The sequence below is a fragment of the Pseudomonas sp. BN414 genome (genome assembly GCF_029871275.1).
In the GTDB taxonomy this organism is placed as follows: Bacteria; Pseudomonadota; Gammaproteobacteria; order Pseudomonadales; family Pseudomonadaceae; genus Metapseudomonas; species Metapseudomonas resinovorans_C.
This window is the reverse complement of the sequence record NZ_SSOL01000066.1, coordinates 114809-134435: the sequence shown is the minus strand read 5'-3', so window position 1 is coordinate 134435 and position 19627 is coordinate 114809. Positions and strand designations below refer to the sequence as shown.

Annotated in this window: 12 protein-coding genes and 1 pseudogene; 4 read left to right on the top strand and 9 right to left on the bottom strand. The window is 52.8% G+C overall.

Features of this window, described 5'->3' with window-relative positions:
• Nucleotides 1–728 precede the first annotated feature (728 nt).
• From E8E95_RS15005 to E8E95_RS14995, 3 genes are all read left to right on the top strand, one after another.
• Nucleotides 729–2192, top strand: coding sequence for a hypothetical protein (locus E8E95_RS15005; RefSeq protein ID WP_280351405.1), 1464 nt, complete (start codon nucleotides 729–731; stop codon nucleotides 2190–2192).
• 207 nt (nucleotides 2193–2399) lie between these two features.
• On the top strand, nucleotides 2400–5705 hold the full coding sequence (locus E8E95_RS15000; protein WP_280351403.1) for a hypothetical protein: 3306 nt from the start codon (nucleotides 2400–2402) through the stop codon (nucleotides 5703–5705).
• On the top strand, nucleotides 5692–6342 hold the full coding sequence (locus tag E8E95_RS14995; RefSeq protein ID WP_280351401.1) for a hypothetical protein: 651 nt from the start codon (nucleotides 5692–5694) through the stop codon (nucleotides 6340–6342). Before E8E95_RS15000 ends, E8E95_RS14995 begins: the two co-directional genes overlap by 14 nt.
• A 734-nt stretch (nucleotides 6343–7076) precedes the next feature.
• On the opposite strand, the gene E8E95_RS14990 is transcribed toward E8E95_RS14995, so the two are convergent.
• From E8E95_RS14990 to glcD, 5 genes are read right to left on the bottom strand one after another with little or no spacing between them, the layout of a single operon-like run.
• Nucleotides 7077–9251 (bottom strand): malate synthase G, encoded by a 2175-nt coding sequence (locus E8E95_RS14990; protein ID WP_280351399.1) that lies wholly within the window; start codon nucleotides 9249–9251, stop codon nucleotides 7077–7079.
• A gap of 18 nt (nucleotides 9252–9269) precedes the next feature.
• Nucleotides 9270–9671 carry a heme-binding protein gene (locus E8E95_RS14985; protein ID WP_280351397.1) on the bottom strand — a complete coding sequence of 134 codons (402 nt, stop codon included), beginning with the start codon at nucleotides 9669–9671 and terminating at the stop codon, nucleotides 9270–9272.
• A 40-nt stretch (nucleotides 9672–9711) separates the two neighbouring features.
• Complete coding sequence (glcF, locus tag E8E95_RS14980; protein WP_280351395.1) at nucleotides 9712–10929, bottom strand: glycolate oxidase subunit GlcF; 1218 nt, start codon at nucleotides 10927–10929, stop codon at nucleotides 9712–9714.
• A gap of 8 nt (nucleotides 10930–10937) precedes the next feature.
• The gene (glcE, locus tag E8E95_RS14975) at nucleotides 10938–11990 is read right to left on the bottom strand and encodes a glycolate oxidase subunit GlcE (RefSeq protein ID WP_280351393.1); all 1053 of its coding nucleotides are present in this window, start codon (nucleotides 11988–11990) and stop codon (nucleotides 10938–10940) included.
• Nucleotides 11990–13489 (bottom strand): glycolate oxidase subunit GlcD, encoded by a 1500-nt coding sequence (gene glcD / locus E8E95_RS14970; protein ID WP_280351391.1) that lies wholly within the window; start codon nucleotides 13487–13489, stop codon nucleotides 11990–11992. The genes glcE and glcD overlap by 1 nt, the downstream gene beginning before the upstream one ends.
• A 232-nt stretch (nucleotides 13490–13721) precedes the next feature.
• Between glcD and glcC the strand changes: the two genes are divergently transcribed.
• The gene (gene glcC / locus E8E95_RS14965) at nucleotides 13722–14495 is read left to right on the top strand and encodes a transcriptional regulator GlcC (RefSeq protein WP_280351389.1); all 774 of its coding nucleotides are present in this window, start codon (nucleotides 13722–13724) and stop codon (nucleotides 14493–14495) included.
• Between the two features lie 75 nt (nucleotides 14496–14570).
• Here the strand turns inward: glcC and E8E95_RS14960 are convergent.
• The 4 genes and pseudogenes from E8E95_RS14960 to E8E95_RS14945 form a co-directional block, all read right to left on the bottom strand.
• Nucleotides 14571–14802, bottom strand: a pseudogene (locus E8E95_RS14960) (LysE family transporter); the annotation flags it as partial.
• Nucleotides 14803–15058: 256 nt separating this feature from the next.
• Nucleotides 15059–16834 carry an ATP-binding protein gene (locus tag E8E95_RS14955; protein ID WP_280351387.1) on the bottom strand — a complete coding sequence of 592 codons (1776 nt, stop codon included), beginning with the start codon at nucleotides 16832–16834 and terminating at the stop codon, nucleotides 15059–15061.
• Nucleotides 16831–17973 carry an SIR2 family protein gene (locus E8E95_RS14950; RefSeq protein WP_280351385.1) on the bottom strand — a complete coding sequence of 381 codons (1143 nt, stop codon included), beginning with the start codon at nucleotides 17971–17973 and terminating at the stop codon, nucleotides 16831–16833. Before E8E95_RS14950 ends, E8E95_RS14955 begins: the two co-directional genes overlap by 4 nt.
• 582 nt (nucleotides 17974–18555) lie before the next feature.
• Entirely contained in the window at nucleotides 18556–19590 is a 1035-nt protein-coding gene (locus E8E95_RS14945) for a proline racemase family protein (RefSeq protein ID WP_280351383.1), read from the bottom strand.
• Nucleotides 19591–19627: the final 37 nt, after the last annotated feature.

The following is a 19627-nucleotide window of genomic DNA, read 5'->3' as shown; positions in this document are numbered from 1 at the left end:
ACTCGACCGCCACATCCTTTGCGGAAACACCGTGCCGTCACGACGCGAGTGCTCACCGTCCTGACGGCTTCCTCTCCCTGCCGTCTATCACCCTCGTACTTGCCCAAGCACACCGCGCTTACCCTGAAAGTGTTCCGCAAAAGGACAAAAGGCTATCGCACGCCCTTCCCCATCGGGCGGATGGAACGCGGTGGCTTTTCTGCTACAGCGGGGACAGAAACCAATCTGCGTCTCTGCCCCCGTGGCCAGATTCCTGGTCAGGCTATGGCCTCTCCTCCTCTGTAGCTCACCAATCCCCTTTCCATCGGTTCGGGTAAGCCGAGCCAGACGGACTTACAGCGCTCCAAAGGCGAAGGCAGGATTCTTGGGTGCCCCGGAAAAGCTCCCAGGATCAGAAGTCATCTGGGGCAGCTATGGACGAAACTTACATACGTGTTAGCACTAAGCCTTAGAACCTATCGCCACAAATAGGAATAGAAACATTTTGTTTATATGAAGCCACAATAGAACAAAACAAAAAAATTGAACCAAACAAAAGTTCTACAACATATAGATCCTAAAGAACTTTCTCGCCGGACAAAAAATAGCAAAAACTATAATAAGAAAAAATATATCGCACGATGCAATAAGTGCACCACACACGACCAGACTTCCTGCGCCGATCTTATCTTCGAGATCCCCTAAGACGCTCGCTTGCTTGAGCGAAAATATGCGCCTATAAGAACGACATGAACGAATTAATCAACTTTCGCCTTGAGCCCAGGATCCATCGGGGACACGACTGCCATTCCCTGATATGGAAGTCTGGCGCCTATAAAGGGGAGGAATACCCTGTATTCACCGTTTTCTCAAATAACTTAATCAAGGAAATGTACCCGAACAACACGAGAAAATTTTACGAACTTCAAGGGGCGCAATTTCTTGACTATGTGGAAGTCGGCTGCCAAGTCAAAGGTAGCAGAAGTGCAGAAGCCATCGCTTTGCTATGCGATGATTACTACGACTATTTAACTTGGGGCGAAAAGGCATACAGCTATGACACTAGAGAAATCTTCAGAATCAAGCCACGCAACATTGTCACCCCAAAATCTGCCTCTCAGTACCACGCACCGGTAAAAAAACTCATTCTGTGCAGCAGCAAGCACATTCAGACACTAGAAAGCCAACAGAGAGTCTATGGAGCATCGAGAAATATTCAAGAGAGCATACAAGACCTTGCAATATATAAAACACTGCAAATTGACTTAAAATCTAAAGAAAAAGCAGCACTAGAGAGAAACTCGGGAATATCAGCAGTACTATCTGGAGGACCGAAAAGGAGACAGGCGAACCTGCTCACTCATGTCCCTACCAATTTCGGAGATGAAGACGAGCCGTTAGACAAGCACAAATTCTTTCCATTCCAGTACATCTGCGAATTAATCCAGAATGCCCCGACTTATCGAGAGGCTACCCTGTGGTCTCTCTGTGCTGCTACGGGAATTCGCGAGAGTGAAGGCGATGAACTACTTGTTGAAGATGCGAAACCAGAGACTGGAAAGGTTTTTATAATCGAACCAACTTCCCGGAAAAATTTCTCTTCGGCGTACAGCGGAATAACACAGCAGCAGTTCAACAAACTTGAATACAAAGGTAGGGCGATCCCTCACACATTAATGCTAGAGCCATATGGCACAATGTTCTGGTACAACCTAGATAAATACTGGAAAGCAGAATACAACCCCTGCATCGATCACAATTTTTTATTCCAGGCATCAGACGGCTCCCCGCTGTACTTGCAGAACTATGGTTCAGCGGTACTTCAACCTTTCCAGAAAGTAGCTGAACGCATACTCCCACCAGTTTACTTTCAACAGATACGCAAACTCGGACTACATAGCCTACGTCATAGCTATTGCTACTACTTCAAAAATTTCTTTAAGCACACGCATGGATACGGCCTAACAGATCATGAGCTAATGATGCTTACAGGCCACACAAGTGAACGTAGTGTCCGAAAGTACGGAGCGATTGATCGAGAACGACTAGAGGAGAAATTAACAATCGGAATGAATTTTTATGATTTTGACTCCATAAAATCTCTTCAAGAATTCCGCATTGGTTTTCACGAGGACAGGATAGCAGAACTCAGAAGAGAGATCGCAGAATATTTGGAGAAACAAGATGAACAACCTGAGCAGATGCGAGTTTAATTTCTCAATACACCACAAGTTAAATAAACTCTTACCCTGCATGACATGTAGAGCAGCAATCATGCCCGCAAGAAAATTTATATTAAGACACACAAAACACAACAAAAATGGCATCACCAACACATAAACGATTACCCCCAAGGAGAAACTGTTAACAAGAAACCGAGCTAGCAAATTACAGCAATAAACTCCAGCAGACTTTCCAAGATGATAAACACATCAAACAAAGTCATATATATTAAGAAAGGAGACCAACTCAGGATCGCCCTTCATAAATCAATCCAGCTCGTCAGCCTAATCCACCAACAGGAATCCTTTATAAGAAGAGACATTAAGTGTTGCCAAGAGATTAACTTTATATTTAGCCGACTAGAAGTCACAGAAAGAAACTATGAAAAGATAGCTGATGCAATAGAAATAATATCCATGAGCAAGGCATTTCCGGACTCGGAAAGAGGCGTTAAATTACTCTCGGAATGCGTGGGCTGTAACCTGTACGAGCCAAACTATGAAGCCCTGAAAAGAGGCTCAAGAATAACCTTACTCTACTTACATAGATTCGGCGCAGCAGTACTACCCTATAAATTCAATCGCCCGGTTGTTAAATGGTTAGACGACCTCCCAGACGAGATTTCTTGCTATACCAGACTTGAGCATGCCCTTCGAGCAATGGATAAAGTAGGCACAACTGGGAGAGATGGGAAAGAGCGTAATTATCATGCGGAGAGGGCAAGAAGATTATTTACATTAAGCTTCAAAATGAGTCTAGCTTCCAGTTGGTTCAATATCTCTGATATCACTCAAGCCGACCTGAAATATTGGCGCTATGTTTCCGGGAAGATAACAGAATTAAATGGAGAAATCATCTCTCCACTACCAGTACTACAACTAATTGAGTATCTTCTTTCCAATTTTCCTGGCGAACTCTCATTTACAACCCATGAGATCCACGAGAACCTTAATGAGGCATTTAAGCTACTACCAAACGACGTCCGACAATATCTCATACAAAGACATGAAACGACTAAGAATGCGGAGAAATTTATCAAAGCCATTCGTTCGGATCAGAACATAACGCTCACAAAGATTAATTTCGAATTCCTTCAGCGAGCCGAGATCAGGGAATATCTAACCCATATAAAGTTTTCATACATGGATTCCCTTTACTCCTGGGGAAAAGTTCAAAGAGAGTTCTATGAGCGTAAGAAGTACGGCGATGAGACCAGATTACAAAGACCAGTTTGCCTTCTAAATTCCTATTTATTTCTATACTTACCACGTTGGATATTTGACAACCCTGGTGCAGTTTTCAAGTTCCCTGAATCCCCCGCAGACTTCGAAATAGCGCACTATGACTCAAGGGAACTAAACACGGAAGGAAGGCCACTTTCTTTTGTTGAATATATAAATCTTATAGAAATCAAAGAAAATTATCACAACCTCTCAAATATTCGAATTTTTTTTGATCATGTAGAGCAATTTCAACCTAAAGATCTTCCCCCCTTCCACAACCCGATTCAAAGTCTACCTAGCACAAGAAAATACTCTGAAGTAACCAAAAATGTTTTTAATAGCGAAATTTTTCCAATTCTCTTAGAGTTCGTTCAAAGCCTAGAGGTGTTTTGTCAATACGCCGAACTGGATCCTTTGTTTGCCGAAGGTATTAGTGAAGCCAGGAATAACAAGAAGTCCAAAATGCTTAGTCTTGCTGAGTATGGCTACGTACCATGTGTACGCATTGACAGCCATTACTACCCGATCAATTTTATAAGTCTTCAATGCCTTAGCATCATTGAACACAACGAAATGTTTTTATTTAATCCCGCTTCAATCAGGATGGCTCTTTGCCAACTTGAAACAGGAATAAGAACACAGGGACTTCAATGGTTGGATGCCTCGCTTTACTCCAAAAAAGTAAATCGAAACTGGATGAAGCCAAGCCATCTTAATCGACTCTATATAAACACAGACAAAGTACACCCCGAAGGCCTAGCAATTTGGGTTCTAAATAAAGTCATTCTACTCCTAGACCGTCAGAACAACTGGCGAATTCGAATGATTAAAGAGTTCAATTTCACTGCATACGCTAAAAGATTGAAATTCGCCAATCAAAAGCGGCCTAGATATCCAGACATCCTCTGTTTGTTTGCTTCCGATACGAAAACTGGCGCGCCATACTGCGATACCGCCTATGCGCAACATTGGGCGTGGCTGATATTTAGCTTTCAATATTGGTTTAATGGGGCTTTCAATGCCAACCTTCGACTAACTGCCTACGTTCCCACACCCGCCGATTCAGAGCAAAGCTACTCGTGGGAGGCATGGGAGGAAAAAGACTTTACTTATGGCATAAAGGAAATAGAGATTAGTAAGGGGGTTAAGTATAGCCCAGTTAATTTTAGAGCATTTGTAACCCCACACGGGGCTAGGGCCACCTTTGTAACAGAGTTCTCTCATATTCTTGGCGAAGAGTACTTGGGACTCCTGACGGGGCAATCAGGGTCTGTAATTAGACTCTACAACAAGGGAGGACCAGCGATACGAAGCAAACTTCAAGGCGCACTGAATAACCTTGAACCAGCTTTCCAGCCTATGATGGAAGTTTCTCGAAACCTACTGGACTCGAACCAAATTCTAAAGACGCTAAAAGACTTCTCCGACAAGCGAAAAATAAATGTCGCAGTCTCGAAGCTAGGCTTATCAACTGTTGGAGATCAATCGCTAAACTCCAGAATTGAAGTTGATGGACTTCAGATAATTGCGCGCGATTCAGGAAAAGGCCTAAAGGCTTGCTCAACACACCTTTGCCCATTTGGATTTCAGTGCCCGAAAGAAATATCGGCAATGTTCAAGGGGCTAAGGAAATGTTCTCTATGCCCTTACGCGATTTTCTCCGTTCATCATATCCTCCGAATTGAAGCGATTAAGGATGAACTCAGAGACAGCATAGAACTGAGAAAAAGACAAGTGATTGAGCATGCAAACTTACTCAATGAAACCGAAAAGTTAGACATTAACGAAGAGCTTAAAGATCTTGCTGTAGACCTTTCTGGCTGGGCAATAGTTTCAGAAACTCTATGGATGATGATTTCAGATCCGGGCAACCACAACGATAAAGAGTTTCTTACGAAGGATATCAAGACTGTCTTCGAACAAATTGATAGAGCTGAAGTTGACAGTGGCTCCTCCTCTGACTTTAGACTCAGATTAGACCAGGTTATCACACTTCCATATTACACAACTCCACTTTTCCAGAGAAAAATGGAGAAAATGTGGCGTTTCTTTCTTGCCCGCGACAACAAATATCTTGAGACATTGGTTCCCCCTAGTTCCGTATCCCTCTCGTTACAGCTTGCTGAAAGAATTCGAGAGTTAGACGACGATAAGACATTCGACTTTGGCGAACTTGTTAGGCTGTGCAACCTCGACAATGATGAGTGGCGTGAAACTCTACTTGATCTCAGATCGCCAAACTCACTCCAAATGCTGGTGAATCCAGATGAGCGGCCCTGACAATTTATCAAATTGGCAGGCTTCACGAATATCCAATAGGCAAGAGGTATTAGAACACTGCATACTTGAATACAAGGCAGGCAACACCCAGCACAAATGCATTTCCGATCTCGCAAAATATTTAGCCAAACAAATTACAATTTTGGAGCAAAAGATTAAGGAGGAGAAGTGCGCTTCGGCCGGACTAATGGGTAAACCGAAGCCCTCACGCCCCTGCACCTATACGGCGCTACTCAGGCGCGCAGAGTACCGGGTAAAGCTCGATGAGTTAATGGATCCCAGACGAGTAGCCAAGCCACTTGATGACGCAAGAAAAGCGTTACACAAGGCGAGATGTGACTTACTTACAATGCGTAACCGAATCAATGAACTCGAACACACCAACAACAAGCTAAGAATAGAGCTTGATAGATTCACCAATCCATCCGACACGCGACTGGATAGTTACCGATCAGAACTTGATGTCGCGTATCTTATGATGAAAGCACTGATTAGCCGGGATCACGCTTTTTTGCAAATTGACGAGGAAGGCAACCTTGTTGAGGACACGGTTACCGAAAGCATCGTGATCAATCATGCTCAGTTCAGGAACTATTTGAATTGGTGCGAAGAGCGTTACAAGGCAGTCGACAACTAAGTAGAAACTGAATGTTTAAGCAATTCTGTCATTACCTGCTCATCGCCAGTAGCGGTCGCAGCCAGACCAGTCTGAGCAGCGCTATGAGAGCAGTAGCTCTTTACTATCTGTCCACCAGTTCCAGGACAGACCACCCTCAATTGCTGCCATCGGCTACTACCTGCTGAGTCGAGCCACGAGTGACGACTCAGGCGCTCATGCAGTTTTTCTGAGTGGATCAACTCCGTTGCAGAGGTTGGCCTCGCCAGAACGATTCAGCTGATTGCGGGGTGCGCGGGAATGCGGCACTGGCTTAGACGGCGCCCGATGCTGGAGCGTGAACTGTCCTTTGGATAGGTGTTTGTCAGGCGGGCAGAGGATGGCGTATGGGTCAGATGCAAAAACAAGCTTACTGCACGGCCGAGCCAACGGAGCGGTGCATTTGTGCGTGCCATTCTGGTAAAGGCTTTCATCGAGTGATTCCTCATGGGCAGGCATGTCTGGCAGACCGTGGTTGCACGGAACGGTCACCATTCAATGTAATCGTTTACTTTGCTTCTCGCCAGTACGTCGATTATCAATTGGCCAGCCGTCTATCGGGTCGGGCACTGGATCCAGCTATCAGTAGAGGAAAAACAAGTTCACTCGTTTTTGCATAGCCTGGAGAAGCTGACTTCGGCTGCATGCTGTGACGAATGCTCGTGCTGGCTGCTCAGCAAGCTGACCAGCCAGCACGGTCTGCAAACTGCTCTAATTTAGTTGGACCTTTTGAACTCCAGACGGAATCGATGCAGCAGTGGTTCGGTATAGCCGCTGGGCTGCGTGCAACCTTCAAAGACCAGTGCACAGGCCGCCTGGAAGGCGGTTGACCGCTCGAAGTCGGGGGCCATGGGTCGGTATTCGGGATCACTGGCATTCTGCTGGTCCACCACCTTGGCCATGCGTTGCAGCACCTCCAACACCTGCTCTCGACTGACCACGCCATGACGCAGCCAGTTAGCCATGTGCTGACTGGAGATACGCAGCGTGGCACGGTCTTCCATCAGGCCCACATCATGGATGTCCGGCACCTTGGAGCAACCAATGCCCTGCTCCACCCACCGCACCACATAGCCGAGCAGTCCCTGGGCGTTGTTTTCCAACTCCTCTCGTATCGCCTCCGCATTCCAATCAGGCTTTTCCGTGACCGGGACGGTGAGCAGGCCATTCAACAATCTCTCTCGCTCAGCGGCGAGATCGACCTGCTCCAACTCACGCTGTACCGTTTGCACATCTACCTGGTGGTAATGCAAAGCATGCAAGGTTGCAGCGGTCGGGGACGGCACCCAGGCGGTGTTTGCCCCTGCCTTGGGATGGGCGATCTTTTGCTCCAACATGGCTGCCATGAGATCCGGCATCGCCCACATCCCCTTGCCGATCTGCGCCCGCCCACGCAGTCCGCTCGCCAGGCCGACCAACACGTTGTTGCGTTCATAAGCCTGGATCCAGGTTGTGGACTTCATATCGCCCTTGCGCAGCATCGGCCCCGCTTCCATGGCGCTGTGCATCTCATCACCAGTACGGTCGAGGAAGCCAGTGTTGATGAAGGCAACCCGGGCGGAAGCGGCACCAATACAGGCCTGGAGGTTGACGCTGGTGCGCCGTTCCTCGTCCATGATCCCCATCTTCAGGGTGTGACGCTGAAGGCCCAGCAAGTCTTCCACGCGACCGAAGAGTTCGTCAGCAAAAGCGACTTCGAGGGGACCATGCATCTTCGGTTTGACGATGTAGATGGAGCCACGCCGCGAGTTCCGGCGAGTCTTCTGATCGTGCAGTGAAGCCAGAGTTGTCAGTACCGCGTCCAGGATGCCTTCGGGAATCTCGTGGCCGTCACTATCGCGAATGGCTGGGTTCGTCATCAGGTGACCGACGTTGCGTACGAACATCAAGGAGCGCCCCGGCAGCAGCAGTTCGGAGCCATTGGCAGCTATGTAACGGCGGTCGGGACTGAGGCTTCGCGTGAAGGTCTTCCCACCCTTGCTGACCTCCTCGACCAGGTCGCCCTTCATCAGGCCCAACCAATTGCGGTAGACCTGTACCTTGTCGGCTGCATCCACTGCCGCTACCGAGTCCTCGCAGTCCATGATGGTGCTGAGGGCCGCTTCCAAAACCACATCCTTCACGCCAGCAGCGTCGGTCTGACCGATAGGATGGCTGTGATCGATCTGAATTTCGAAATGCAGGCCATGATTCTTCAGCAGGATGGTGCTCGGAGATTCGGCAGTGCCCTGGTAGCCGAGGAACTGATCAGGCTCACGTAGTCCGGTCTGGCGCTCTCCCTGACTGACAAGCAAGCGTCCGCCCTGGACTCGATAGCCGGTTGCTTCTGCATGGGAACCCTCAGCTAACGGTGCCGCTTGGTCGAGGAAAGCGCGGGCGAATGCGATTACCCGGGAACCGCGCACTGGGTTATAGCCACTACCCTTCTCGGCGCCGTCAGTCTCGGGAATAACATCGGTACCGTAGAGCGCGTCGTACAGCGACCCCCAACGCGCATTGGCAGCGTTGAGCGCATAGCGCGAGTTGGACACCGGCACCACCAATTGCGGGCCCGCCTGCTCGGCCAGTTCAGAGTCAACATTGGCCGTGCTTACCTGTACGCGTTCCGGCTGCGGTACCACGTAGCCGATATCTCCCAGGAAAGCGCGGTACGCGGCCATGTCACGAATTGGACCTGGGTTCGCGCGATGCCAAGTATCCAGCTCAGTCTGCAATCGATCTCGCTCAGCCAGGAGGGCCCGATTCTTGGGAGCAAGATCATGGACCAGCGCATCGAACCCCAGCCAAAAGGCAGTTGAGTCGACCCCAGTACCGGGCAACGCCTCCTGATCGATGAAGGCGACCAGTTCAGCGGCAACGTACAGGCGATGACGAGCAATGAAGTTAGTCATGACATTCTCCGTTCCAATTCAGGCCAGGCATTCGGCGCCAGCGCGGGCGATTTGGGCATCCTGATCGGACTTCACACCGGATACGCCGACAGCTCCTACCACCTGCCCATCCACCAGCACCGGCACACCTCCTTCCAGGGACGTGAGCAGTGGTGCGGAAAGGAACGCATTGCGCCCACCGTTGACCATGTCCTCGTAGCCCTTGGACTCACGTCGGCCAAGCGCCGCGGTCCGCGCCTTCTCAGTGGCGATGTAGGCGCCGATGGGAGCGCAGCCATCGAGGCGCTCCAGAGCCAGCGGATGGCCACCGTCATCCACCACGGCGATAGCCACATTCCATTGATGGTTTTGGGCCTCGGCACGAGCGGCGGCAAGGATGCGGGTAACGTCGCTCTGGCTGAGCACGGTTTTGGTGTGCATGGGATGTCCTCGATTACTCATTGAGTTTGAATTTGGCGACCTAGCCAAGAGCCTCATCCACCAGTTCGATCCAGTGCCTCACTGGCGTCCGGCCGGCGCCGTCGAGATGGGTCTGACAACCGATGTTGGCGGTGGCGATCACTTGAGGCTGACCGCTTTCCAGAGCATTGAGCTTGTTGTCGCGCAGCTGCCGCGACAGCTCTGGCTGGGTGATCGAATAGCTGCCGGCAGAGCCACAGCACAGGTGTGAGTCAGGTACTGAGGTGAGATGGAACCCGAGGCGGGTCAGCACACCTTCCACAGCTCCACCAAGCTTCTGGGCGTGTTGCAGAGTGCATGGGCAGTGGAAGGCCAGGCGTAGATCAGTTCGGATGCCAAGACTTTCCAACGGCGCATCACGAAGTACTTCCACCAAATCCTTGGCCAGCGAACTGACCCGCTGCGCGCGCGCTGCGTAATCCGGGTCGTGCATCAGCAGGTGGCCATAATCCTTGACGAAGGCTCCGCAACCACTGGCGGTTTGGACTATGGCCTTGGCGCCAGCTTCGATGGCTGGCCACCAGGCGTCGATATTGCGCCGGGCCCGGTCCAGACCGGCCTCCTGGGCATTGAGGTGGTAATCCACTGCACCGCAGCAGCCGGCCTCACGGGCCGGAACCACACTGATCCCCAGACGGTCCAGCACCCGCGCGGCGGCGGCATTGGTATTGGGCGACAGCCCTGGCTGCACGCACCCTTCAAGCATCAGTACACGACAGTCATGCCGTAGGCTGGGGCGTGGTCGTGCAGGACGAATCTCGCGCGGCAGCTTGGCCTTGAGAGTCTCCGGCAGCAGCGGGCGGAAGGCATTGCCGGCCTTCACCAATGCCTTGAACAGCCCTGCGTGGGGTACGACGGTGCGCAGCCCGCCGCGAAGCACGCGTTCACCGAGAGAACGCGGCACCTGCTCTTCGACCACAGCGCGGCCGATATCCAGGAGGTTGTGATACTGCACGCCGGAGGGACAGGTGGTTTCGCAGTTGCGGCAGGTCAGGCAGCGGTCCAGATGCTGCAAGGTACTGGCACTGGGTTCATGGCCCTCCAGTACCTGCTTCATCAGGTAGATACGCCCACGTGGCCCGTCCAGCTCGTCACCCAACAACTGGTAGGTGGGACAAGTCGCATTGCAGAAGCCACAGTGCACACAGCTCCGCAGGATGGCTTCGGCTTCTTCACCGCGCGGCAGGGCGCGCGCTTGTTCGCTCAAATGGGTTTGCATGGGTCGCCTCAGACTTCCGCGTACATACGCCCGGGGTTGAATATCCCCTGCGGGTCCAGTTGTGCCTTGAGCTGGCGGTGGTAGCGCAGCAGCGGCTCCGGTAACGGATGGAAGGGACTTTCACCACCGTCGAAACAGATGGCGTGTCCTCCGGCCTTTTGAGCGATGGCGCGGATCTCCTCGGCGGACGCATCGGATTTCAACCAACGCTGGGCACCGCCCCAATCCGCCAGCTGAGTACCGGGCAGATCCAGGGCCGGACAGGCGTTGGGCAGCGATAGCCGCCAGAGCAGACGCGGGTCATCGAAGAACGGCAAGCACTGCTCCTTGAGTTCCTCCCAGAAGTCGGGCTCGACGGTTTCGCAACCCAGCCGCTCGCGGGCTGCGGCCACCGAACCTTCACCGCCTTCCAGGCGCAGGTGCAGGGCCTCGCCGTCATGGCAGGCGGCGCTGAGGGGCAGCGGTTGCTGGCCCCACTCGGCCAATTTGCGCAGGGCTTCAGGCAGATCAACCGTAAGGCGCAGACTGGCCACAGCACGGGGCTTCGGCAGCACTTTGAGAGAGACCTCGGTCAGTACACCCAGGCAGCCGAAGCTGCCAGCCATCAGCCGAGAAAGGTCGTAGCCGGCGACGTTTTTCATCACTTCGCCGCCGAAGCGCAGGTGCTTACCCAGGCCGGTGATGACACGGGTGCCGAGAACGAAGTCGCGCACTGATCCGGCCCAGGGCCGACGTGGACCGGACAATCCCGCAGCGACCATGCCACCCACCGTGGCGCTAGCACCCAGGTGTGGCGGCTCACAGGCCAACCATTGATTCTTTTCATTCAGAACCTGTTCCAGCTCTGCCAGAGGCGTACCGGTGCGCACGGTAACCACCAGCTCGGTGGGGTCGTAACTGACGATTCCACGGTGCTCGCGGGTATCCAGTTCCAGGCCCGACACCTGCCTGCCGATGCGGGATTTGCTGTCACCACCGCGGATGCGCAGGGCGTTGCCTTCAGCAAGTGCCGCGCGGACCTGCTCGATTAGGTGGCTGCTAGCGTCAAATGTGCGGTTCATCAGAAGCGCTCCAGTTCCGGGAAAGGCAGCTGCCCCAAGTGCACATGCATCGCGCCAAACTCAGCGCAACGATGCAGGGTTGGGATGTTCTTGCCGGGGTTGAGCAATCCGGTGGGGTCGAAGGCCGCCTTCACGGCGTGAAACAGCGTGATCTCGTCCGCGTTGAACTGTGCGCACATCTGGTTGATCTTCTCGCGCCCTACGCCGTGTTCGCCGGTGATGCTGCCGCCCACCGCCACGCAGAGTTCGAGGATCTTTCCGCCCAGGGCTTCGGCGCGCTCCAGCTCACCTGGCTGGTTGGCATCGAAGAGGATCAGTGGGTGCATGTTGCCGTCGCCGGCATGGAACACGTTGGCTACCCGCAGGCCGTATTCGGCAGAGAGGTCGGCGATACCGCGCAGCACGCCAGGCAATTCGCGACGGGGAATGGTGCCGTCCATGCAGTAGTAGTCCGGGGAGATTCGGCCCACCGCCGGGAAGGCATTCTTGCGTCCGGCCCAGAATCGCACCCGCTCGGCCTCGTCGCGGGCCTGTCGTACCTCGGTGGCACCGGCACATTCCAGCACCTGGCGCACCCGTTCGCAGTCGTCGTGGACGTCCGCCTCCACCCCGTCCAGTTCGCAAAGTAGGATAGCTTCGGCGTCCACCGGGTAGCCGGCGTGGATGAAGTCCTCGGCGGCACGAATGGCCAGGTTGTCCATCATCTCCAAACCACCTGGAATGATGCCGGCGGCGATGATGTCGCCCACCGCACGGCCGGCCTTCTCCACCGAGTCGAAGGCCGCCAGCAGCACCTTGGCCACCTGGGGCTTGGGCAGTAGTTTGACGGTGACTTCGGTGACCACACCGAGCATGCCTTCCGAGCCGGTAAACAGGGCCAGCAGGTCGAAGCCGGGGCTGTCTAGGGCATCGGAGCCCAGGGTCAGGCGCTCGCCTTCGACGGTAAGGATGTCCACCTTGAGCAGGTTGTGCACGGTCAGGCCGTACTTCAGGCAATGCACGCCACCGGCGTTCTCCGCGACATTACCGCCGATGGAACAGGCAATCTGCGAAGACGGGTCCGGGGCGTAATAGAGATCGAAGGGCGCCGCCGCCTGGGAGATAGCCAGGTTGCGCACACCGGGCTGGACCCGGGCGAAGCGTCCGACTGGACTGATTTCGAGGATGCGGTTGAAGCGTGCCATCACCAGCAGGATGCCTTGCTCCAAGGGAAGCGCCCCACCGGACAGGCCCGTACCAGCGCCACGAGCCACAACAGGTACGCGACGTTCATGGCAGAGCTTGAGCAGGGTCTCTACCTGCTCGACCCGCTCCGGCAAGACAACCAGCATGGGCGTAGTGCGGTAAGCGGAAAGGCCGTCGCATTCGTAGGGGCAGAGGTCCTCCTCGCGATGGAGGATTTCGAGATCCGGCAAACACTCACGCAATTCGGTCAGCAGCGCGGCTTTGTCGACTCTCGGCAGCACGCCGTCGACGCGCTCGTCGTAGAGGATGTTCATGGCAGGCTCTTTGGTCTTGTTGTTTTGATGCCGGCGGTGACCGTCGGTAAGAGCCATCATCAAACTGCCCTGCCCTAGCGTCCATTGCGGCTCACACTGGTCCGACCAGTTTTTGATGAGCAGTACGGTTTTGGACTTATGGAAAGTCCAGCATTTTTCTATGCTGTAGAGCATTCCACGATGTATTCGTTTTTCACTTTTTGACTGGTCCTACCAGTTTGGAACGAAAGAAATGCCCAGTACGAAAGACGGTGAACGCCGCCAGGTAGCCGATGTGGTGGCTGAGCGCATTGAGCAACTGATCGTCGATGGCGTGCTCAGGACCGGGCAGGCACTGCCCTCGGAGCGCCGCCTGTGCGACAAGCTGGGTATCTCCCGCTCGGCCCTCCGCGAGGGCCTGCGGGTGCTTCGCGGACGCGGAATCATTGAGACCAGCCAGGGACGCGGCTCATTCGTCGCCGAACTGACCGGACCTCGGGATGCGAGCCCCTTGATGCACCTGTTCAGCTCGCAGCCCCGCACGCTCTACGACCTGCTGGAAGTACGGGCTCTGCTTGAAGGTGAATCGGCGCGGCTGGCCGCCCTACGCGGAACAGACGCAGACTTCATACTGATCACACGACGTTACGAGGAAATGCTCGCGGCCCACCAGAGCCCGGAGGGACTGGACTCCCAGGAGCACGCAAGGCTGGACCACGCATTCCACCTGGCGATCTGCGAGGCTTCCCACAACCCGGTCCTGGTCCATACGCTGCAATCGCTCACCGACTTGATGCTGAGTTCGGTTTTCGCCTCGGTGAACAACCTCTACCACCGGCCGCTCAGCCTGAAGCAGCTGGACCGCCAGCATTCGCGGCTCTACCACGCTGTCATCGAGCGGCTTCCGGAGCAGGCCCAGCGCGCCGCCCGTGACCATATCCATGGCATTCGTGACAGTCTCAAAGAGATTGAGCAGGAAGAACAACGACTGGTACGAGCCACCCTTCGCCTGGAGGGCTGGAGCTAAAAGGCCTCGTCACAGACTAACGGGGAAAGTGGTTGGCTCAAATACTGGGGTGATCTCCGCTGCGTAAAGCCGCTACAGCATGTGCACCCCTAGCCAGGCCAGGTAGGCAGCCGCAGTAGTGCTTCAGTAGGTTGAAGGCCCTGTCCAACACCGCGATCAACGCCCCAAAGCCGAAAGCGACGGCGGCGCCCCAGAACAGACAACCGACGTTGATACCAAGCGCGGCGCATGGACCTTGCTGCTTTCCCTCCTCCGTGGCTGTTCTGAGCACTAGCGCGGCATAGAGTCACGTGGTCAGAGTCAACAACTTAGAACAGAAGGTAAAAGCACTCGGATTGCCGGCAACAGGCTTGGCACTCGGGGACTCAGCGCGATGTGCGCGAACGGTGGCACAGGCTCAATGCCTCAGGAATGGGTTCCATCCATGGCTAGGTCGGGCCATCGCAACCTGTCCGCTTTGGTTCGACTCTAGCTTGTTACGACGGGCAGGTACCGACCCGAAGCGGACATCTAGAGCAGAGAAAATAAATCTGTTCCCCTTTTGGTCGGTGTTCATGGGCTTCCTACGCGGACGGCAATTCCCAAAGCTCTTCAAGGTCCACATCATCACTGCTGGGCCGATGCTCCTTCAGCAGCGGATCGATCTTCAAGATCATGGGTAGGTCGAATGCCGTCCCCGTGACCACGCAGCAGCCTTTAGCAAGAGTCGGAATCAGCGCCTTGGAACTGGAATCCAATGTGCTGATGGTGTTGTCCAGGAGCATGAGGTCGCGTTCGTTCACCAACCGGTGGATGAAGAAATTGTGAATCTGCGAAACGATGGTGGGCGAGATGTCGGCTGGTCGCTGACTGGAGAGAGTCAGATAGACTCCGTACTTGCGCCCCTCTTTGATGATTTCTTCAAACAGTTCGAGCCGATAGTCTTTCCAGATCTCATGCTCACGCGTGGACTGCTCTGATAGGATGTTGTGAGCTTCGTCGATGATGATGTGAAGAGTCCTGCTTGGTGGACTCTTCAGGCTCTCTGAGTCTTTATGATTCGTGTAGAAATTCTTAGCGATGAGCAACGGCAAGATTTTCTTGATTTCGTTTTTGCACCTTTTGAGTGAAATGACATGCAAGAGATGTGGGGGCGGTGGAACATTCACGACTTCAAGAACATTGCGAAGAGCCGTGATGGATGATTTTGCTCTTGCAAGTACCGGTTGGATGTGCTCGTACTGGGCATAGCCAAAGACGACATCTGAACAGAGCTGAAGATAACACCTCAAGATGAGTTCGTTGAACTGGTCGATTCCATCAAGCTTCACATGCTCATCAATGATGGGTTTGATGTTATTCTCAAACCCCGCACCATTTGAGTTGTAATAGGTGCCGTTGTTGTGCCTGAAGAACTTGTCTTTGTTGAAGTAGACGATGCCCTTTAAATGACCCTGCAAGGGCCCGCATTCAATAATTTTGGCAATTTCCCGGCTCAGGTCCAATGCATCTGACTTGGCCTCACCTGTGCTGAAGGCCTTCTCAAAGACTTTCGCAACATACTCACTGAGTGGCACATCTTTGAATTTTTCTTTCCCAGACAGCACGCGACGAAGGAATGGTTGCTGGGTATTGGTTGTGGCCTGAAAGAGCAGACTGAGCGTTTCAACATCCCAGAAGTGAACAGCTTCTATCTTAAACTTGTGCTTACCCTTCTTTGAATCTAGAACAGTTATTTTCTTGTCTTTGGCAGGCAGGATCTGGCCTTCAGTATATTCACCATTGAAGTCAATTATTACAAACTGACTCTTATTCTTGAGGGCTTGGAGTTTCTCATTAAAAAGGCTTGTGTATAGTTTTGCCAGCGTGTTGGACTTTCCGCTACCCGTATTCCCAAAAATCCCAAGATGGCTGTTGAAGATGCGTGCCCACGGCAAGTTGATGGGCACATTTTCCTTGAGCATGGAACCGATGGAAAAATTGGTCTTACCCTCGGCACCATAGATTTTACCCACCATGGGCTCACTGAGCAGGGATGCCTTGTCCCTGATCATCGGCATGTACTTCACGCCCTCAAAGAATTTGTCATCCACGATGTAGCCAATGGGGCGAACATCAACTTTTCTGATGTACAGTGTTTTCTCTGCATCAGCCTCAAGCTTCTTCTCGTCCAAGTACTCACCTTCTACAAGGCAGACGATGTCTATGAATCCGCGCTGGATGGATAGATGCTCTCTGAGTGAAACACCTCTGTACTTCACGCCATCATAGAAAATGGTTTCCTGGCTGGAGTCTTCAAAGATACGAAGGGAGATTCGGATGCCGGTGACTGCAATTACTTCACCTACGACGACGCTCATAGCTCATCCTCGACTTCAACCGGATGCTCATACTTTTCGGGTTTGAGCGAAAAGATGTACTTATTAAAGTTGGTGAAGTCTAATTTCACGCCATCAGGCGGCCCAATTACCTTGACATTTCTCCAGAGCTTGAATTCCTCCCTCGTTCTCTCGGCGCTGCCGTGACTGTAGCAACAAATGAACGTTTGAAGCTGCGGGTTTGACAAGGAGCGTTGGACAAGCTTCAAAATGTGTTCATCGGCAAACGAAAAGCCAAAGGTGATGAGTATGGAGTTTGGCTTCTCAAGTTCGTAGCTCAAAAGTCTGAGCATCTGATAGTAGTGCTCTTCAAATACTGTCTCGTGGAACTTCCACTTAGTGGGGTTCACGATGGGGAGCTTGTTGTACTCGCGCCAGAAATTGTCCATCTGCTTGCGACTGAACGGCACAGATGGAATATGGGCGCTCAGGCCACCTTTTGTGCCAAGAAAGGTAGAGAATTTGTTGATCTTGCTAATAGCTTGCTTAGACAGTAGGCTACTGAAGTCGTTGGCGTACTTAACTTCAATCTTGTCGCCACTCTTTGACCAGTAGACTGATCCATGGAGATGAATGATATTGAGCTGAGGTATTCCGTAGTTGGTTCTCTCGAAGATCCCGGTCTGACACTGGAAGGTACTAAAGTTCTTGGGGTGCAAGTGTTTTCTGTGGAAACCAGATGTACCATCATTGACCACAAAATCATGTGCCCCCTTCATGAGAATGTTGTCAGCAGTGTAGGCTAGGCATCCGTCGTAATTGGTCGTGAAAACATTGATCTTTCGGTTTAGATCCTTGCGCCTATCCAGCAGCCCCAAAAGCGTAGTCAGAAATATCTCATAATTTTCAAGATTTATCTTACCTTCATTCGAAGTGATAGCACCGGGCGTGAAAGTCTGAACTGGAAATATGCACGTATTATAATAGTGCATGAACAAGGCGGTTCGCTTCTCAGGCCAATATTCAAACTTGGTAGCGAGCGTTTCAATCGTCTCTTTCTCGCCCTTGGCATTTTTTATTTCCAGCGCAAGGGTTGGAAACAAGTCTGCTGAAGCGCCTGATCCAATCAATATATTAATGTTCTTGTTGTATGCATCCATCGGCTCAATTGATTCAAGCATTCTTGCTCCTTTTTATTTTCCCTAATAATAGAAGGTGGCATCCAGCATGGCTGTTCGTTCATGCCAAGGCTTTCTCGTCACCAACTCCCTTGTCTTCATCAGCATCGCAAAACGCACTATGAGAAGCAGCCTAAGGGGCGGAAGAACACAAAACAAGGCCATATGACACTATCGCCTTTCATAGTCGACACCAGGTTCGTATGGCGGCAAATGGTCGGGACGAGATTCGGGATGCTCCAATAGGTAGCAGCGAGTTGCAGGATCCGGCTTTCGTACAAACGCTGTTTATGGCCGTTTTCTGTTAGCTCTCACCAGTAGATTTGGGGCGGGCACAGCCGGTCATGAAGGGTAGCTAATGGCCGATAGCAACCATCAGGAAGGGTCGCCACCGATCCACAACGGAATTTCACAGGGGGCCCCAGCCGAGAAGATTGAGCAAGAAGAACAACGACTGGTGCGGGCTACCCTTCGCTTGGAGGGTTGGAGCTAAAAAAAAAGCCCATGCAAGCATGGGCAAATACGGTAGTAGCACCTTTTTGGGGGCACATCAGCGGCGATGGGGAGCCGCAGATATTCAAGGATTCATTTGTTCTTACGCCAGGTATCACTCAGGGTGAATCCAGTCGGGAACGGATCAGTGCGATCAAGTACGTACTGGTGGAAACCAGTGATCCAGGCACTGCCGGTGATGTTGGGGCGAATACCCTGGCGATCACCGATAGTCAGCGTCTCGGCAATCTCACCGATGAACTCGGTGCCAATGATCGATTCATGGATCAAACGCTCGCCCGGCTTGATCTGACCGCGCGCATGCATCACCGCGAGACGGGCGCTGGTGCCAGTACCGCACGGCGAACGATCAAGGCGGCCAGGGGAAACAATCACACCATTGCGCGAACGCTTGCCCTCGGGGTCATCCCGCACAGGGCCAGCGAACAGGGTCTGATTGATGGTATGGATCTCCGGATTCTCCGGATGGACAGCCGGCACCTGTTCGGCCGCTGCGGCCTTGATGGTCTCACCGACGCTCACCAGATCTGCGGCTTCATCCGGGGTGATGGAGAAGCCCAGAGCTTGGGCATCGGCCAGCACGTAAATCATGCCGCCGTAGGAGACATCGACCTTGAGGGTACCAAGGCCAGGAACCTCGATGAACTTGTCCAGTGCGAAGACGAAACAAGGCACGTTGGAAAACTTGACGCTGACGCACTTGCCGTCCTTGCACTGAGCTTCGACACGAACCAGGCCGCCGGGGGCCTCCAGCGTCAGACGAGTGACGGGCTCCTGCATCGGGATCATGCCGGTTTCCAGCAACGCCGTAACGGTGCAGATGGTATTGGTGCCGGACATGGGCGGGTAGAACTCGGACTCCATGATCACGAAGCCGGCGTCTGCTTCCGGGTTGGAGGAAGGCAACACCAGGTTGACGCACTGGGTAACACTTCCACGAGGCTCCTGGAGGAGCAGCTTGCGAATGTCGTCCGCCTGGGTTTCGAGGTACTTCATCTTGTCGAAGATGGTGTTGCCGGGGACGTCGAGAACGCCACCAGTGATGACGTCATTCCGCTCACCGGCTGCGTGGACGCCTACAACGTTGATCATTCGCTTGAAATTCATGGCTCAACTCGTCGGTTGAAGTGAATACGGGTATCTA

Excerpts from the sequence above, each read along its gene's own strand:
- E8E95_RS15005 (WP_280351405.1), top strand. The coding sequence starts at position 729 with ATGAACGAATTAATCAACTTTCGCCTTGAGCCCAGGATCCATCGGGGA.
- E8E95_RS15000 (WP_280351403.1), top strand. The coding sequence starts at position 2,400 with ATGATAAACACATCAAACAAAGTCATATATATTAAGAAAGGAGACCAA.
- E8E95_RS14995 (WP_280351401.1), top strand. The coding sequence starts at position 5,692 with ATGAGCGGCCCTGACAATTTATCAAATTGGCAGGCTTCACGAATATCC.
- E8E95_RS14990 (WP_280351399.1), bottom strand. The coding sequence starts at position 9,251 with ATGACTAACTTCATTGCTCGTCATCGCCTGTACGTTGCCGCTGAACTG.
- E8E95_RS14985 (WP_280351397.1), bottom strand. The coding sequence starts at position 9,671 with ATGCACACCAAAACCGTGCTCAGCCAGAGCGACGTTACCCGCATCCTT.
- glcF (WP_280351395.1), bottom strand. The coding sequence starts at position 10,929 with ATGCAAACCCATTTGAGCGAACAAGCGCGCGCCCTGCCGCGCGGTGAA.
- glcE (WP_280351393.1), bottom strand. The coding sequence starts at position 11,990 with ATGAACCGCACATTTGACGCTAGCAGCCACCTAATCGAGCAGGTCCGC.
- glcD (WP_280351391.1), bottom strand. The coding sequence starts at position 13,489 with ATGAACATCCTCTACGACGAGCGCGTCGACGGCGTGCTGCCGAGAGTC.
- glcC (WP_280351389.1), top strand. The coding sequence starts at position 13,722 with ATGCCCAGTACGAAAGACGGTGAACGCCGCCAGGTAGCCGATGTGGTG.
- E8E95_RS14955 (WP_280351387.1), bottom strand. The coding sequence starts at position 16,834 with ATGAGCGTCGTCGTAGGTGAAGTAATTGCAGTCACCGGCATCCGAATC.
- E8E95_RS14950 (WP_280351385.1), bottom strand. The coding sequence starts at position 17,973 with ATGCTTGAATCAATTGAGCCGATGGATGCATACAACAAGAACATTAAT.
- E8E95_RS14945 (WP_280351383.1), bottom strand. The coding sequence starts at position 19,590 with ATGAATTTCAAGCGAATGATCAACGTTGTAGGCGTCCACGCAGCCGGT.